The following is a 16,995-nucleotide window of genomic DNA, read 5'->3' on the forward strand; positions in this document are numbered from 1 at the left end:
CTGTTTACAGAAGACACCTTCGGGTTGTGAGGTTAAGTGACTAAGCGTACACGGTGGATGCCTAGGCAGTCAGAGGCGATGAAGGGCGTGCTAATCTGCGATAAGCGTCGGTAAGGTGATATGAACCGCAATAACCGACGATACCCGAATGGGGAAACCCAGTGCAATACGTTGCACTATCATACGATGAATACATAGTCGTATGAGGCGAACCGGGGGAACTGAAACATCTAAGTACCCCGAGGAAAAGAAATCAACCGAGATTCCCCCAGTAGCGGCGAGCGAACGGGGAAGAGCCCAGAACCTGAATCAGTTTGTGTCTCAGTGGAAGCGTCTGGAAAGTCGCACAGTAAAGGGTGATAGTCCCGTACACGAAGAGGCATGAGTTGTGAGTTCGATGAGTAGGGCGGGACACGTGACATCCTGTCTGAATATGGGGGGACCATCCTCCAAGGCTAAATACTCCTGACTGACCGATAGTGAACCAGTACCGTGAGGGAAAGGCGAAAAGAACCCCGGCGAGGGGAGTGAAATAGAACCTGAAACCGTGTACGTACAAGCAGTGGGAGCCTTCTTTATGGGGGTGACTGCGTACCTTTTGTATAATGGGTCAGCGACTTATATTTTGTAGCAAGGTTAACCGAATAGGGGAGCCGTAGGGAAACCGAGTCTTAACTGGGCGTCTAGTTGCAAGGTATAGACCCGAAACCCGGTGATCTAGCCATGGGCAGGTTGAAGGTTGGGTAACACTAACTGGAGGACCGAACCGACTAATGTTGAAAAATTAGCGGATGACTTGTGGCTGGGGGTGAAAGGCCAATCAAACCGGGAGATAGCTGGTTCTCCCCGAAAGCTATTTAGGTAGCGCCTCGTGAACTCATCTTCGGGGGTAGAGCACTGTTTCGGCTAGGGGGCCATCCCGGCTTACCAAACCGATGCAAACTCCGAATACCGAAGAATGTTATCACGGGAGACACACGGCGGGTGCTAACGTCCGTCGTGAAGAGGGAAACAACCCAGACCGCCAGCTAAGGTCCCAAAGTCATGGTTAAGTGGGAAACGATGTGGGAAGGCATAGACAGCCAGGATGTTGGCTTAGAAGCAGCCATCATTTAAAGAAAGCGTAATAGCTCACTGGTCGAGTCGGCCTGCGCGGAAGATGTAACGGGGCTAAACCATGCACCGAAGCTGCGGCAGCGACGCTTAGGCGTTGTTGGGTAGGGGAGCGTTCTGTAAGCCGTAGAAGGTGGTCTGTGAGGGCTGCTGGAGGTATCAGAAGTGCGAATGCTGACATAAGTAACGATAATGCGGGTGAAAAACCCGCACGCCGGAAGACCAAGGGTTCCTGTCCAACGTTAATCGGGGCAGGGTGAGTCGACCCCTAAGGCGAGGCTGAAAAGCGTAGTCGATGGGAAACAGGTTAATATTCCTGTACTCGGTGTTACTGCGAAGGGGGGACGGAGAAGGCTAGGCTAGCCGGGCGACGGTTGTCCCGGTTTAAGCGTGTAGGGGGAGAGAATTGGTAAATCCGTTCTCTTATCGAACCCTGAGGCGTGATGACGAGTCACTACGGTGATGAAGTAGTTGATGCCAAGCTTCCAGGAAAAGCCTCTAAGCTCCAGGTAACATCAAATCGTACCCCAAACCGACACAGGTGGTCAGGTAGAGAATACTCAGGCGCTTGAGAGAACTCGGGTGAAGGAACTAGGCAAAATGGTGCCGTAACTTCGGGAGAAGGCACGCTGGCATTAGGTGAAGAGACTTGCTCTCGGAGCTGAAGCCAGTCGCAGATACCAGCTGGCTGCAACTGTTTAATAAAAACACAGCACTGTGCAAACACGAAAGTGGACGTATACGGTGTGACGCCTGCCCGGTGCTGGAAGGTTAATTGATGGGGTTAGCAGCAATGCGAAGCTCTTGATCGAAGCCCCAGTAAACGGCGGCCGTAACTATAACGGTCCTAAGGTAGCGAAATTCCTTGTCGGGTAAGTTCCGACCTGCACGAATGGCGTAATGATGGCCAGGCTGTCTCCACCCGAGACTCAGTGAAATTGAACTCGCTGTGAAGATGCAGTGTACCCGCGGCAAGACGGAAAGACCCCGTGAACCTTTACTATAGCTTGACACTGAACATTGAGCCTTGATGTGTAGGATAGGTGGGAGGCTTTGAAGCGTGGACGCCAGTCTGCGTGGAGCCAACCTTGAAATACCACCCTTTAATGTTTGATGTTCTAACTCTGGTCCATAATCTGGATTGAGGACAGTGTCTGGTGGGTAGTTTGACTGGGGCGGTCTCCTCCCAAAGAGTAACGGAGGAGCACGAAGGTTAGCTAATCACGGTCGGACATCGTGAGGTTAGTGCAAAGGCATAAGCTAGCTTGACTGCGAGAGTGACGGCTCGAGCAGGTACGAAAGTAGGTCTTAGTGATCCGGTGGTTCTGAATGGAAGGGCCATCGCTCAACGGATAAAAGGTACTCCGGGGATAACAGGCTGATACCGCCCAAGAGTTCATATCGACGGCGGTGTTTGGCACCTCGATGTCGGCTCATCACATCCTGGGGCTGAAGTAGGTCCCAAGGGTATGGCTGTTCGCCATTTAAAGTGGTACGCGAGCTGGGTTTAGAACGTCGTGAGACAGTTCGGTCCCTATCTGCCGTGGGCGTTGGAAGATTGAGAGGGGTTGCTCCTAGTACGAGAGGACCGGAGTGAACGCATCACTGGTGTTCGGGTTGTCATGCCAATGGCATTGCCCGGTAGCTAAATGCGGAAGAGATAAGCGCTGAAAGCATCTAAGCGCGAAACTTGCCTCGAGATGAGTCTTCCCTGTGACCTTGAGTCACCTAAAGGAACGTTTAAGACTAAGACGTTGATAGGCTGGGTGTGTAAGTGCAGCGATGCATTGAGCTAACCAGTACTAATGAACCGTGAGGCTTAACCTTACAACACCGAAGGTGTTTTGGTGAGAGTGGATTTTAATTTTCAGCGAGTTTACAGATTGGATTGATTGGCTTTACGAAAGTGAAGCGGATTGATTGAAACAGAATTTGCCTGGCGGCGATAGCGCGGTGGTCCCACCTGACCCCATGCCGAACTCAGAAGTGAAACGCCGTAGCGCCGATGGTAGTGTGGGGTCTCCCCATGCGAGAGTAGGACACTGCCAGGCATCAAATTGGTTGAAAGCCTCATGCGAAAGCATGGGGCTTTTTGCTTTGGGGGAAATAAAAACTTACTGAGCTGTGTGATATAAGCTGTAACCCACCGCGGCTCCCGCAATATTTTCGAGGTCTAATTACATATATTCTTATTATGTAATGTGCATAATAATAAGAAAACTCTATTTTCATCTTAGATAATATATAAATATTATTGCTCAATTCATGCTTGTTATCCTTATGAAAACAAATAATAGCCATCTACGTTGAATCTAGTAGACTAGATAAAAGTTAATTTCGTAAGAGTATCTAACGTTATGTCTACTGAGAACGCCTCTTTAAAAGCACACAATACTTTTGCGCTACCGGTCAAGGCTGCGCACCTCGTCATTGGTGAGAAAATTGAACCAATGATGAAAGTTTGGCAAAAAACAAAAAAACGGGAAGAACCTTTACTGATATTGGGTGAAGGGAGCAACGTCCTATTTTTGGAAGATTTTGTAGGCACCGTTATGGTTAACAAACTAAAAGGTGTCGAGATAAAAGAAGATAAAAACACTTGGCGTTTACATATCAGAGCTGGGGAAAACTGGCATGAGCTAATCAAGCGTACTCTTGAACATGGTATCCCAGGTCTGGAGAATATGGCACTTATTCCTGGTTTAGTGGGTTCCGCGCCGATTCAGAACATTGGTGCTTACGGCATTGAGTTTAAAGATGTTTGTGGCTATGTTGATCTCTTGAGTTTTAGGACAGGGGAGATCGACCGTATGTCACGGGAGCGTTGCAAATTCGGTTACCGTGATAGCATATTCAAACATCAATATCAGACTGACTATATGATCGTTGGTGTAGGACTCGTATTGAACAAGCTCTGGACGCCATCGTTAAACTACGGTGACTTGACCAAACTAGATCCACAAACGGTAACACCGCAGCAAGTATTTGATTCTGTATGTAATATGCGCCGGAGCAAATTGCCAGATCCGCGTGAAGTGGGTAATGCTGGAAGCTTCTTCAAAAACCCATTAGTTAGCGCGGAAAAAGCTGCAGAGTTGCTGAGTAAGTATCCTGATATGCCGCATTACCGACAGATAGATCGGCGGGAAAAACTGGCCGCTGGTTGGTTAATCGAGCAGTGTGCATTGAAAGGGTACCGGATTGGCGGTGCTGCGGTACATAGCAAACAAGCGCTGGTATTAGTGAATATTGATAATGCCAGTAGCCAAGATGTTGTAGCGCTAGCACGGCACGTGCGTAATACCGTAGCTGATAAGTTTGACGTTTGGTTGGAACCTGAGGTGCGTTTTATTGGCGCCAGAGGTGAGTTAGACGCCGTAAAGGTGTTGTCATGAAAGACACCAAGGTTCCGCTTAAGCTAATCTCACTATTGTCTGATGGTGAGTTCCACTCAGGTGAACACCTTGGTGAATCGCTAGGTATGAGTCGTGCGGCGATTAACAAACACATCCAGACAATCCGTGAGTGGGGGTTGGATGTGTTTACCGTTCCGGGAAAAGGTTACTGTCTGCCGAGTCCGATCCAACTGCTGGATGCAGAAAAAATTCTGACATTGTTGGATGATAAGCGTGTAACGGTATTGTCAGTCATTGATTCTACCAACCAATATTTATTGGAGCGTATCCCGGAACTGGAGTCTGGTGATGCTTGTGTAGCTGAATACCAGCAAGCAGGGCGTGGACGACGTGGCAGGCAATGGATCTCACCTTTTGGTGCGAATCTTTATCTCTCCATGTTCTGGCGACTTGAACAGGGACCGGCTGCGGCTATTGGTCTTAGTCTCGTGATAGGCATGGTGATGGCAGAAGTATTGCAACGCCTAGGTGCTAAAGATGTGCGGGTGAAGTGGCCAAACGATCTCTATCTGAACGATCGTAAGCTGGCAGGCATATTGGTCGAACTGACGGGGAAAACGGGTGATGCGGCACAACTTGTTATTGGCGCCGGTATTAATCTGGCCATGCGTGATACGAACGCTGGTGCAATTAATCAAGGATGGATTAATCTGCAAGAGGCTGGCATTAATATTAACCGTAATGAATTAGCTTCGACATTATTAAATGAGTTGCGTCAATCATTACCTCAGTTTGAGAGTGAAGGGCTATCTCCATTTATTTCACGCTGGCGCCAATTAGATAATTTTATTGATAGGCCGGTTAAACTATTAATTGGCGAGCAGCAGATATTAGGTATTGCCCGGGGCATCGACCAGCAAGGTGCTTTATTACTTGAGCAAGATGGAGTGATAAAGCCTTTTATTGGCGGAGAAATATCCTTACGTAGTGCTGAATAATGAGTCAGGGGCATGATGCCCCTGAAATAGAGGTTATTTACGCAAGCGTACACTTTCAACTGCGTGGTTAGCACTCTTTGTCATTATCAGACTAGCGCGTTCGCGTGTCGGCAAAATATTTTGTTTTAGATTCAATCCATTGATTTCATTCCATAATTGAGTTGCAATGTTAATTGCCTCAGGTTCTGGCAGCTTTGCATAGTTATGGAAATAAGAATCCGGATTCGCGAAAGCGCCCTGACGGAATTTTAGGAACCGATTGATATACCAGGTTTGCAGCAAATCTTCTGCTGCATCGACATAGATAGAGAAATCAACAAAATCTGAAACAAAAACATGATGAGGGTCGTGAGGATAATCCATTCCACTTTGTAAGACATTTAACCCTTCTAGAATTAAAATATCTGGCTGCCCAATGACTTTATTCCCATCAGGGACAACATCATAAATCAAGTGAGAATAAATGGGAGCAGCGACATGTTTGGCTCCAGATTTCACCTCAGAAACAAATTTCACTAGGCTATGCATATCATAAGATTGCGGGAAGCCTTTTTTTTTCATCAACCCACGTTCATTTAATACTTTGTTCGGGTGTAGGAAACCATCGGTGGTAATTAGCTCAACGGTGCGATGCTCGGGCCAACTACTGAGCAATGCCTGTAACAAACGTGCTGTCGTACTTTTCCCAACTGCAACGCTGCCCGCGATACCAATAACATAAGGGATCTTCTGGCCATCGGTTCCTAGGAATTGTTCAAGAACAGCCTGGCGGCGCAGATTTGAACTAATATAAAAATTCAGTAAGCGCGAAAGCGGCAAATAAATCTGTGCGACTTCGTCTAATGAAAGGTCTTCGTTAATCCCTTTCAGCTTGACGATTTCTTCTTCTGACAAAGTTAACGGCACCGAATCTCGTAACGCGGCCCATTGGGTGCGGTCAAATTGCATGTAAGGTGTCGCTAAAGATTGATCTCTTTTTATCATAAGCCCAATTCTGCCTGTAAACGCCGGTTGGGGGCGGCGCTGGATACCAACTCCAGCTAGAAACAAGCTGCATATTATAGATTGCTGCGTTTATGGCGTAGACTTTTTTCAAAAATGTTGTCGATTAGCATGAATTTGTACTGATTGTGAGAGCCAATGTGCAGATGATTACGCGATGGCTTGCAAAGCGACATTAAAAACATCATAACGTCTGCAGTTGGTTCGCCATTGATGAATATTTGCTCATTTCGAGCGGTGAATTGCGTAATAACTGGCTAATTTGACGTATTTATGAGCAAAAGTGCAGGTATCGCAATTTTTTTGTTGCATCGCCCGTCAGCTCTACCTAGAATGCGCTGCACTTGATGCCGGCTTAGCTCAGTTGGTAGAGCAACTGACTTGTAATCAGTAGGTCACCAGTTCGATTCCGGTAGCCGGCACCAATCAAGTAAGAGTAAGTAAAGCGTAGTTAAAAATTTGGTGGGGTTCCCGAGCGGCCAAAGGGAGCAGACTGTAAATCTGCCGTCATCGACTTCGAAGGTTCGAATCCTTCCCCCACCACCAAATTTGACTTTGGCAACGAAGTCAGACCACAGAGTAAAGTTAATATGAATACCCTGTGGGGAAGGTGAAAACCTTCGACAAGGTTCGAGTTGAGCGTAGCGAAACAACGTGCGCCAGCACGGCCCGGAGGGTGAGGAGCGGAGCGACGAATAATCCTTCCCCCACCACCAAATTCAACCTTGGTAACAAGGTTAAACTGTTAGACAGCGCAAAGGCGTCTAACAGACTGGGTGACTAAGGATGGTTTTTACTTTTCTTAATCCCCAAAATTCTACAGAAAAAATCTGGTAGCCGAGTTCCAGGATGCGGGCATCGTATAATGGCTATTACCTCAGCCTTCCAAGCTGATGATGTGGGTTCGATTCCCACTGCCCGCTCCAAGATGTGCTGATATAGCTCAGTTGGTAGAGCGCACCCTTGGTAAGGGTGAGGTCGGCAGTTCGAATCTGCCTATCAGCACCACTTCTTAAATTTCTCGCCCCCTGATTTCCTTTCTGTTCTGGATTCAACAAGCAAATGCTTGGTTGATGTGGTGATACCACCGATTTATCCGTGTCTTAGAGGGACAATCGATGTCTAAAGAAAAGTTTGAACGTACAAAACCGCACGTTAACGTCGGTACTATCGGCCACGTTGACCACGGTAAAACTACCCTGACTGCAGCTATCACTACCGTTCTGGCTAAAACCTACGGTGGTTCTGCGCGTGCTTTCGATCAGATCGATAACGCGCCAGAAGAAAAAGCTCGTGGTATCACCATCAACACTTCTCACGTTGAGTATGACACCCCGACTCGTCACTACGCGCACGTTGACTGCCCAGGGCACGCCGACTACGTGAAAAACATGATCACCGGTGCTGCTCAGATGGACGGCGCGATCCTGGTAGTTGCTGCGACTGACGGCCCAATGCCTCAGACTCGTGAGCACATCCTACTGGGTCGTCAGGTTGGCGTTCCTTTCATCATCGTATTCATGAACAAATGTGACATGGTTGATGATGAAGAGCTGCTGGAATTGGTAGAAATGGAAGTTCGTGAACTTCTGTCTGCTTATGACTTCCCTGGTGATGATCTGCCAGTGGTTCGTGGTTCAGCGCTGAAAGCACTGGAAGGCGAAGCTGAGTGGGAAGCTAAAATCATCGAGCTGGCTGGCTTCTTGGATTCTTACATCCCAGAACCAGAGCGTGCGATTGATAAGCCATTCCTGCTGCCAATCGAAGACGTCTTCTCCATCTCCGGTCGTGGTACCGTTGTTACCGGTCGTGTTGAGCGCGGTATCGTTAAAGTTGGCGAAGAAGTTGAAATCGTTGGTATCAAAGACACCGTTAAGTCTACCTGTACTGGCGTTGAAATGTTCCGCAAACTGCTGGACGAAGGCCGTGCGGGTGAGAACGTTGGTGTTCTGCTGCGTGGTATCAAGCGTGAAGATATTGAGCGTGGTCAAGTTCTGGCTAAGCCTGGTTCAATCAAGCCGCACACTCAGTTCGACTCAGAAGTGTATATCTTGAGCAAAGATGAAGGTGGTCGTCATACTCCATTCTTCAAAGGTTACCGTCCACAGTTCTACTTCCGTACCACCGATGTGACCGGTACCATTGAACTGCCAGAAGGCGTAGAGATGGTTATGCCTGGTGACAACGTGAACATGAAAGTTACCCTGATCCACCCAATCGCGATGGATGACGGTCTGCGTTTCGCAATCCGTGAAGGCGGCCGTACCGTAGGCGCGGGTGTTGTTGCTAAAGTTATCGCTTAATCGCTGATAATATTTGACGCGACATGCGGTAAAAGGGCATCATTTGATGCCCTTTTTCTACGCTGTGAATTAGAACCTATCTCATCAGCGATTTTACAGTCATAATCATTGGTGAGATGGGCTCTTAAACCGTATTGACTGAAATACGTCATAGCGTAAACACCGAGATGTTGTTTAATTGGCATCTGATCGGTTTGGTTTGCCTCGCTTCGCGAGGCAAAGTTGTTTGTTCTGAATCATAAGTGACAGGTTGGTTTATGAGTGCGAATACCGAGGCTCAAGGGAGCGGGCGCGGCCTTGAAGCGGCTAAGTGGCTGATCGTTGCCGTTCTGTTGGTTGTGGCTATTGTCGGTAACTATTACTACCGTGATTTCAGCTTGCCATTGCGCGCGTTGGCTGTTGTTGTTGTCATCGCTATTGCTGGTGCAGTGGCTCTGATGACTACCAAAGGCAAAGCCACCGTTGCGTTTGCGCGCGAAGCGCGTACCGAAGTACGTAAAGTAATTTGGCCAACTCGTCAGGAAACGCTACACACTACGTTGATCGTTGCAGCAGTTACTGCTGTGATGTCACTGATTTTGTGGGGACTAGATGGTATTCTGGTTCGTCTGGTATCGTTTATTACTGGCTTGAGGTTCTAAAATGTCTGAAGCTCCAAAAAAACGTTGGTACGTCGTTCAGGCGTTTTCCGGTTTTGAAGGTCGCGTAGCACAATCGCTGCGTGAACATATCAAACTGCATGATATGGAAGAGCTGTTTGGCGAAGTTATGGTACCAACCGAAGAAGTGGTTGAGATCCGTGGCGGTCAACGTCGTAAGAGTGAGCGCAAATTCTTCCCCGGTTACGTTCTGGTGCAAATGGTGATGAACGATGCCAGTTGGCACTTGGTGCGCAGTGTTCCACGCGTGATGGGTTTCATTGGCGGCACCTCTGATCGTCCAGCACCGATCAGCGATAAAGAAGTTGATGCGATCATGAACCGTCTGCAGCAGGTTGGTGATAAGCCACGTCCGAAGACATTGTTCGAACCGGGTGAATTGGTGCGAGTCAACGATGGTCCGTTTGCTGACTTCAACGGTGTCGTTGAAGAAGTGGATTACGAAAAGAGTCGTCTGAAAGTGTCTGTTTCTATCTTCGGCCGTGCAACGCCAGTGGAACTGGACTTCGCTCAGGTTGAAAAAGGCTGATCAATTAATCAGCAGTGCAAGCGGATTTGTTGCTTGTCAGAGGCGCGGAATTGAACTACAATTTCGCGCCTTTTGTTTTTAGATGCCTTGCTCATTGAGCGAGGTGAAACACGGGGAGCCTCTTACGAGGCGATACTACCCATACGAGGAAATTTAAATGGCCAAGAAAGTACAAGCCTACGTTAAGCTGCAAGTTGCAGCCGGTATGGCTAACCCAAGTCCACCAGTTGGTCCAGCTCTGGGTCAGCAAGGTGTGAACATCATGGAATTCTGTAAGGCGTTCAATGCTAAGACTGACAGCGTTGAAAAAGGTCTGCCGATCCCTGTTGTTATTACTGTTTATTCTGATCGCTCCTTCACTTTCGTTACCAAAACCCCGCCAGCAGCAGTTTTGCTGAAAAAAGCGGCTGGTGTTAAGTCTGGTTCTGGCAAGCCGAACAAAGACAAAGTAGGTAAAGTGACTCGTGCTCAGGTACGTGAAATCGCAGAAACCAAAGCTGCGGACATGACTGGTTCTGACGTTGAAGCGATGATTCGCTCCATCGAAGGTACTGCTCGTTCCATGGGCCTGGTAGTGGAGGATTAAGAGATGGCTAAGCTGACCAAGCGCATGCGCGTGATCCGTGACAAAGTTGATGCTACTAAACAGTATGACATCACTGAAGCTGTTGCTCTGCTGAAAGAGCTGGCCACCGCTAAATTCGTAGAAAGCGTTGACGTTGCTGTTAACCTCGGCATCGACGCTCGTAAATCAGACCAAAACGTACGTGGTGCTACCGTTCTGCCACACGGCACCGGTCGTTCTGTTCGCGTTGCCGTATTTGCCCAAGGCCCTAACGCTGAAGCTGCTAAAGCAGCAGGCGCAGAGCTGGTAGGTATGGAAGATCTGGCTGACCAGATCAAGAAAGGCGAAATGAACTTCGACGTTGTTATCGCATCTCCAGATGCAATGCGCGTTGTTGGTCAACTGGGCCAGGTTCTGGGTCCACGTGGCCTGATGCCAAACCCGAAAGTGGGTACCGTTACTCCGAACGTTGCTGAAGCAGTGAAAAACGCTAAAGCAGGTCAGGTTCGTTACCGTAACGATAAAAACGGCATCATTCATACCACCATCGGTAAGGTTGATTTCGACACAGATAAGCTGAAAGAAAACCTGGAAGCTCTGTTGGTTGCGCTGAAAAAAGCAAAACCATCTCAAGCTAAAGGTGTTTTCATCAAGAAAGTTAGCCTCTCCACCACCATGGGTGCTGGCGTTGCTATCGATCAAAGCGGCTTGACTGCTGTAGCGAACTAATCACTCGGTGATTAATCGCTTTGACTTGGGGTAAAGTTTCGCCTAGAATCTTGTACCCCAAGGTTTTGCTATTTAGTTACGGCTAAGAGTAAAACAACAGATTTTTCGGTTGGAGCCTGGCCTATCCAGGCCTCCGTCCAAGACCGCAGGTGTATCGCAAGGTACTTAATCTTCCTGCGTAGACGGTGACAGAGCCTAAAGAATTTTTTTCTTTTTATAAAAAGAATTGTCTTTGCTGGATTCTGCTCACCGTGTTTCAGCGCTCTCACTGCGTGTTTACACAAAGTGTTGAGTGAAGTGAGTTCCGGGGAATACTCCCCGGCTTATCCAGGAGCAAAAAGCTAATGGCATTAAATCTTCAAGACAAACAAGCGATTGTTGCTGAAGTCAACGAAGTAGCCAAAGGCGCGCTGTCTGCGGTTGTTGCGGATTCCCGTGGCGTTACTGTAGATAAAATGACTGAACTGCGTAAAGCAGGTCGTGAAGCTGGCGTTTACATGCGTGTTGTTCGCAACACCTTGATGCGTCGCGTAGTTGAAGGCACTCCATTCGAATGCCTGAAAGACACGTTTGTCGGTCCAACCTTGATTGCTTTCTCTAACGAACACCCGGGCGCTGCTGCTCGTCTGTTCAAAGAGTTCGCGAAAGCGAATGCAAAATTTGAGGTTAAAGCTGCGGCCTTTGAAGGTGAGCTGATCCCTGCGGCACAAATCGACCGCTTGGCAACGCTGCCTACTTACGAAGAAGCAATCGCACGCCTGATGGCAACCATGAAAGAAGCCGCTGCTGGCAAATTGGTTCGTACTCTGGCTGCTGTGCGCGATCAGAAAGAAGCTGCTTAAGCTGCTCTTTCTTAGCCTTTGCTAACGTATTTAAACTATTTCTGATTTTTAGGAACAATTGTTATGTCTATCACTAAAGACCAAATTATCGAAGGCGTTGCAGCTCTGTCTGTAATGGAAATCGTTGAACTGATCGCCGCTATGGAAGAGAAGTTCGGTGTTTCTGCTGCTGCTGTAGCTGCAGGTCCTGCTGCTGCTGTTGAAGCTGCTGAAGAAAAAACTGAGTTCGACGTTGTACTGAAAGCTGTTGGCGCTAACAAAGTTGCTGTTATCAAAGCAGTACGTGGCGCTACCGGTCTGGGTCTGAAAGAAGCTAAAGACCTGGTTGAATCTGCTCCAGCCGCTCTGAAAGAAGGCGTGAGCAAAGACGACGCAGAAGCTCTGAAGAAAGCTCTGGAAGAAGCTGGCGCTGAAGTTGAAGTTAAATAAGCCAACCCTTCCGGTTGCAGCCTGAGAAATTAGGCTGATGGCTGGTGACTTTTTAGTCACCAGCCTTTTTGCGCTGTAGGGCGTCAGTAGCGTTTCACACTGTTTGGCTACTGGATTGCCTCCCAATATCTGTTTCTGTTTGACGACTTAATATACTGCGGCTGTACGCTCTAGGAGTTCTGGAGGGAGACGCAACGAAATGATTTAAGAGTGATAGTTAATAGGTATTGCGGAAAGTATTCCCACTTTCCGGTCGACAAAATGGTGTTGCATGAACTGTCCCTTTCGCACGGACAGAGAGGTTCTACTTTTCAGCGAGCTGAGGAACCCTATGGTTTACTCCTATACCGAGAAAAAACGTATTCGTAAGGATTTTGGTAAGCGTCCACAAGTTTTGGACATACCTTATCTCCTTTCTATCCAGCTTGACTCGTTCCAGAAGTTTATCGAGCAAGATCCAGAAGGGCAGTACGGCCTCGAAGCCGCATTCCGTTCTGTTTTCCCAATCCAGAGTTACAGCGGTAATTCGGAGCTGCAATACGTTAGCTACCGTCTTGGTGAGCCGGTGTTTGACGTCAAAGAGTGCCAGATCCGTGGCGTGACGTTCTCTGCACCGCTGCGAGTTAAACTGCGCCTGGTTATCTACGAGCGTGAAGCTCCAGAAGGTACGGTCAAAGACATCAAGGAACAAGAAGTCTATATGGGCGAAATTCCGCTCATGACCGAAAACGGCACCTTTGTGATTAACGGTACTGAGAGGGTTATCGTATCCCAGCTCCACCGTAGCCCAGGTGTGTTCTTCGACAGCGATAAAGGGAAAACCCACTCATCGGGTAAAGTGCTGTATAACGCACGTATCATTCCTTATCGTGGTTCTTGGTTGGATTTCGAGTTTGACCCGAAAGACAACCTGTTCGTGCGTATTGACCGTCGCCGTAAATTGCCTGCGACCATCATTCTGCGTGCGCTGAACTACACCACTGAGCAGATTCTTGATCTGTTCTTTGAGAAAATTGCTTTCGAGATCCGTGATAACAAGCTGCAGATGGAACTGGTTCCAGAGCGTCTGCGTGGTGAAACTGCGTCCTTCGATATCGAAGCCAACGGTAAGATCTACGTTGAGAAAGCACGCCGTATCACTGCTCGTCATATCCGTCAGCTCGAAAAAGACGACATTAAGAGTATTGAAGTACCGGTTGAGTACATTGCGGGCAAAGTGGCCGCGAAGGATTACATCGATACCAATACTGGCGAGTTGATCTGTGCAGCCAACATGGAGCTGTCACTGGATCTGCTGGCTAAATTGAGCCAATCTGGCCACAAGCGTATTGAAACGCTGTTCACCAACGATCTGGACCACGGTGCGTACATTTCTGAGACCGTACGTGTCGACCCGACTAGTGATCGTCTGAGCGCACTGGTAGAAATCTACCGCATGATGCGTCCTGGTGAGCCGCCAACACGCGAAGCTGCTGAAACTCTGTTCGAGAACCTGTTCTTCTCCGAAGACCGCTACGATTTGTCTGCGGTAGGTCGTATGAAGTTCAACCGTTCTCTGCTGCGTGACGAGATCGAAGGTTCGGGCATCCTGAGCAAAGACGACATCATCGAAGTGATGAGGAAGCTCATTGATATCCGTAACGGTAAAGGCGAAGTGGACGATATCGACCACTTGGGCAACCGTCGTATCCGTTCCGTTGGCGAAATGGCGGAGAACCAGTTCCGTGTCGGTCTGGTACGTGTTGAGCGTGCAGTGAAAGAGCGTCTGTCTTTGGGCGATCTGGACACCCTGATGCCTCAGGACATGATCAACGCCAAGCCAATTTCGGCGGCGGTGAAAGAGTTCTTCGGCTCAAGCCAACTGTCCCAGTTTATGGACCAGAACAACCCGTTGTCTGAGATCACGCACAAGCGTCGTATCTCTGCATTGGGCCCAGGCGGTCTGACCCGTGAACGTGCTGGCTTTGAAGTGCGTGACGTACACCCAACCCACTACGGTCGTGTATGTCCAATCGAAACGCCAGAAGGTCCAAACATCGGTCTGATCAACTCCTTGTCCGTGTACGCACAGACTAACGAGTATGGCTTCCTGGAAACCCCGTACCGCCGCGTGCGTGACGGCGTGGTTACCGATGAAATCAACTACCTGTCTGCCATTGAAGAAGGCAACTTCGTTATCGCTCAGGCGAACTCCAACTTGGATGACGATGGCCGCTTCGAGGAAGACTTGGTCACTTGTCGTAGCAAAGGCGAATCAAGCCTGTTCAGCCGCGATCAAGTTGATTATATGGACGTATCAACCCAACAGGTCGTTTCCGTTGGTGCTTCATTGATTCCATTCTTGGAACACGATGACGCCAACCGTGCCTTGATGGGTGCGAACATGCAACGTCAAGCGGTCCCAACCCTGCGTGCTGATAAGCCGCTGGTAGGTACCGGTATGGAACGTGCTGTAGCGGTTGACTCCGGTGTTACTGCCGTAGCCAAGCGTGGTGGCGTGATCCAGTACGTGGATGCTTCCCGTATCGTTATCAAAGTTAACGAAGACGAGATGTACCCGGGCGAAGCAGGTATCGACATTTATAACCTGACCAAGTACACCCGTTCTAACCAGAACACCTGCATCAACCAGATGCCGTGTGTCAATTTGGGTGAACCAATCGAGCGCGGCGACGTGCTGGCAGATGGTCCATCTACCGACCTGGGTGAGCTGGCTCTGGGTCAGAACATGCGCGTCGCGTTCATGCCGTGGAACGGTTACAACTTCGAAGACTCCATCTTGGTCTCCGAGCGTGTAGTTCAGGAAGATCGCTTCACCACTATCCACATTCAGGAACTGGCCTGTGTGTCTCGTGACACCAAGTTGGGGCCTGAAGAGATCACGGCTGATATCCCTAACGTGGGTGAAGCTGCGCTCTCCAAGTTGGATGAATCCGGTATCGTGTATATCGGTGCAGAAGTGACCGGTGGTGACATTCTGGTTGGTAAGGTAACGCCGAAAGGTGAAACCCAACTGACGCCAGAAGAGAAGTTGCTGCGTGCGATCTTCGGTGAGAAAGCCTCTGACGTTAAAGATTCTTCTCTTCGCGTACCAAACGGCGTTTCTGGTACGGTTATCGACGTACAAGTCTTCACCCGCGATGGCGTGGAAAAAGACAAGCGTGCGCTCGAAATCGAAGAGATGCAGCTGAAGCAGGCGAAGAAAGACCTGTCTGAAGAACTGCAGATCTTGGAAGCTGGTCTGTTTAGCCGTATCCGTGCGGTGTTGGTTGCCGGTGGCATCGAAGCTGACAAGCTCGACAAACTGCCTCGCGATCGCTGGTTGGAGCTGGGCCTGACCGACGAAGACAAGCAAAACCAACTGGAGCAGTTGGCTGAGCAGTATGACGAACTGAAATCTGACTTCGAGAAGAAGCTGGATGCCAAGCGTCGTAAGATCACCCAAGGTGATGATTTGGCACCAGGCGTGCTGAAAATCGTTAAGGTTTATCTGGCCGTTAAACGTCAGATCCAACCGGGTGACAAGATGGCAGGTCGCCACGGTAACAAAGGTGTTATCTCCAAGATCAACCCGATCGAAGATATGCCTTACGATGAAAACGGAACGCCGGTAGACATCGTACTGAACCCGCTGGGCGTACCATCACGTATGAACATTGGTCAGATCCTGGAAACCCACTTGGGTATGGCGGCGAAAGGCATTGGTGAGAAAATCAACCAAATGCTCAAGCAGCAACAGGAAGTGGCTAAACTGCGTGAGTTCATCCAGAAAGCTTACGATCTGGGCGACGATGTTTGCCAGAAAGTCGATCTGAGCACCTTTACCGATGACGAAGTGCTGCGTTTGGCAGAGAACCTGAAAAAAGGTATGCCAATTGCAACACCAGTGTTCGATGGTGCGAAAGAGACTGAAATCAAGCAATTGCTGGAAATGGGCGGTGTCCCAACTTCTGGTCAGATCACGCTGTTCGATGGCCGTACCGGTGAGCAATTCGAGCGCCAGGTAACTGTTGGCTATATGTACATGCTGAAACTGAACCACTTGGTTGACGATAAAATGCACGCCCGTTCAACCGGTTCGTACAGCTTGGTGACTCAGCAACCTCTGGGTGGTAAGGCACAGTTCGGTGGTCAACGCTTCGGTGAGATGGAAGTGTGGGCACTGGAAGCATACGGTGCAGCTTACACCTTGCAGGAAATGCTTACCGTTAAGTCGGATGACGTTAACGGTCGTACCAAAATGTACAAAAACATCGTGGATGGCGACCACCGTATGGAACCAGGCATGCCGGAGTCCTTCAACGTATTGTTGAAAGAAATCCGCTCGCTGGGTATCAACATCGAGCTGGAAGACGAGTAATCGTATTTCAGCCTCTGGCTCCCGGCCTAGGGAGCCAGAGTGTGGTTGTTCAGGTCACACGGGTATGTGGGTTTTTGACACATACCCAACAGGTTTAACTCCGACAGGAG

11 protein-coding genes, 4 tRNA genes, 2 rRNA genes and 1 other RNA gene are annotated in these 16,995 nt (G+C 49.0%); 17 read left to right on the plus strand and 1 reads right to left on the minus strand.

Going from position 1 to position 16,995, the window contains the following annotated elements; translation table 11 throughout:
• Positions 1 to 30: 30 nt before the first annotated feature.
• The 4 genes from AC3ISQ_RS01315 (at position 31) to birA (ending at position 5,467) form a co-directional block, all read left to right on the plus strand.
• Positions 31 to 2,940: ribosomal RNA gene (locus AC3ISQ_RS01315) — 23S ribosomal RNA — on the plus strand.
• 108 nt (positions 2,941 to 3,048) lie between these two features.
• A 5S ribosomal RNA gene (gene rrf, locus AC3ISQ_RS01320) occupies positions 3,049 to 3,164 on the plus strand.
• Positions 3,165 to 3,470: 306 nt separating this feature from the next.
• Complete coding sequence (gene murB / locus AC3ISQ_RS01325) at positions 3,471 to 4,508, plus strand: UDP-N-acetylmuramate dehydrogenase (protein ID WP_489350201.1); 1,038 nt, start codon at positions 3,471 to 3,473, stop codon at positions 4,506 to 4,508.
• Entirely contained in the window at positions 4,505 to 5,467 is a 963-nt protein-coding gene (gene birA, locus AC3ISQ_RS01330) for a bifunctional biotin--[acetyl-CoA-carboxylase] ligase/biotin operon repressor BirA (RefSeq protein ID WP_489350202.1), read from the plus strand. Before murB ends, birA begins: the two co-directional genes overlap by 4 nt.
• Positions 5,468 to 5,500: 33 nt before the next feature.
• On the opposite strand, the gene coaA is transcribed toward birA, so the two are convergent.
• Positions 5,501 to 6,451: a type I pantothenate kinase gene (gene coaA, locus AC3ISQ_RS01335; protein WP_489350203.1), complete on the minus strand. Its 951-nt coding sequence runs from the start codon at positions 6,449 to 6,451 to the stop codon at positions 5,501 to 5,503.
• 367 nt (positions 6,452 to 6,818) lie between these two features.
• On the opposite strand from coaA, the gene AC3ISQ_RS01340 reads away from it, so the two are divergent.
• The 13 genes from AC3ISQ_RS01340 (at position 6,819) to rpoB (ending at position 16,885) form a co-directional block, all read left to right on the plus strand.
• Positions 6,819 to 6,894, plus strand: a tRNA-Thr gene (locus AC3ISQ_RS01340).
• A gap of 36 nt (positions 6,895 to 6,930) precedes the next feature.
• Positions 6,931 to 7,015: transfer RNA gene (locus AC3ISQ_RS01345), tRNA-Tyr, on the plus strand.
• Positions 7,016 to 7,059: 44 nt separating this feature from the next.
• Positions 7,060 to 7,185, plus strand: a non-coding RNA gene (locus tag AC3ISQ_RS01350) — RtT sRNA.
• Positions 7,186 to 7,320: 135 nt separating this feature from the next.
• Positions 7,321 to 7,395 (plus strand) — tRNA-Gly (locus AC3ISQ_RS01355).
• Positions 7,396 to 7,401: 6 nt separating this feature from the next.
• Positions 7,402 to 7,477, plus strand: a tRNA-Thr gene (locus AC3ISQ_RS01360).
• A gap of 110 nt (positions 7,478 to 7,587) precedes the next feature.
• A complete protein-coding gene (gene tuf / locus AC3ISQ_RS01365; protein ID WP_489350204.1) occupies positions 7,588 to 8,772 on the plus strand; it encodes an elongation factor Tu in 1,185 nt (394 codons plus the stop codon).
• Between the two features lie 257 nt (positions 8,773 to 9,029).
• On the plus strand, positions 9,030 to 9,413 hold the full coding sequence (gene secE, locus AC3ISQ_RS01370) for a preprotein translocase subunit SecE (RefSeq protein WP_489350205.1): 384 nt from the start codon (positions 9,030 to 9,032) through the stop codon (positions 9,411 to 9,413).
• 1 nt (position 9,414) lies between these two features.
• Positions 9,415 to 9,960, plus strand: a complete 546-nt coding sequence (nusG, locus tag AC3ISQ_RS01375) for a transcription termination/antitermination protein NusG (protein WP_004953928.1) — start codon at positions 9,415 to 9,417, stop codon at positions 9,958 to 9,960.
• 157 nt (positions 9,961 to 10,117) lie between these two features.
• A complete protein-coding gene (gene rplK / locus AC3ISQ_RS01380) occupies positions 10,118 to 10,546 on the plus strand; it encodes a 50S ribosomal protein L11 (RefSeq protein WP_337264874.1) in 429 nt (142 codons plus the stop codon).
• Between the two features lie 3 nt (positions 10,547 to 10,549).
• The gene (gene rplA, locus AC3ISQ_RS01385) at positions 10,550 to 11,254 is read left to right on the plus strand and encodes a 50S ribosomal protein L1 (protein WP_489350206.1); all 705 of its coding nucleotides are present in this window, start codon (positions 10,550 to 10,552) and stop codon (positions 11,252 to 11,254) included.
• A 344-nt stretch (positions 11,255 to 11,598) separates the two neighbouring features.
• Positions 11,599 to 12,096 (plus strand): 50S ribosomal protein L10, encoded by a 498-nt coding sequence (gene rplJ, locus AC3ISQ_RS01390; protein WP_489350207.1) that lies wholly within the window; start codon positions 11,599 to 11,601, stop codon positions 12,094 to 12,096.
• 63 nt (positions 12,097 to 12,159) lie between these two features.
• A complete protein-coding gene (gene rplL, locus AC3ISQ_RS01395) occupies positions 12,160 to 12,525 on the plus strand; it encodes a 50S ribosomal protein L7/L12 (RefSeq protein ID WP_489350208.1) in 366 nt (121 codons plus the stop codon).
• A gap of 331 nt (positions 12,526 to 12,856) precedes the next feature.
• On the plus strand, positions 12,857 to 16,885 hold the full coding sequence (gene rpoB / locus AC3ISQ_RS01400; RefSeq protein WP_489350209.1) for a DNA-directed RNA polymerase subunit beta: 4,029 nt from the start codon (positions 12,857 to 12,859) through the stop codon (positions 16,883 to 16,885).
• The last annotated feature ends 110 nt before the right edge of the window (positions 16,886 to 16,995 follow it).

The sequence above is a fragment of the Serratia sp. KH_031 genome, assembly GCF_057839655.1.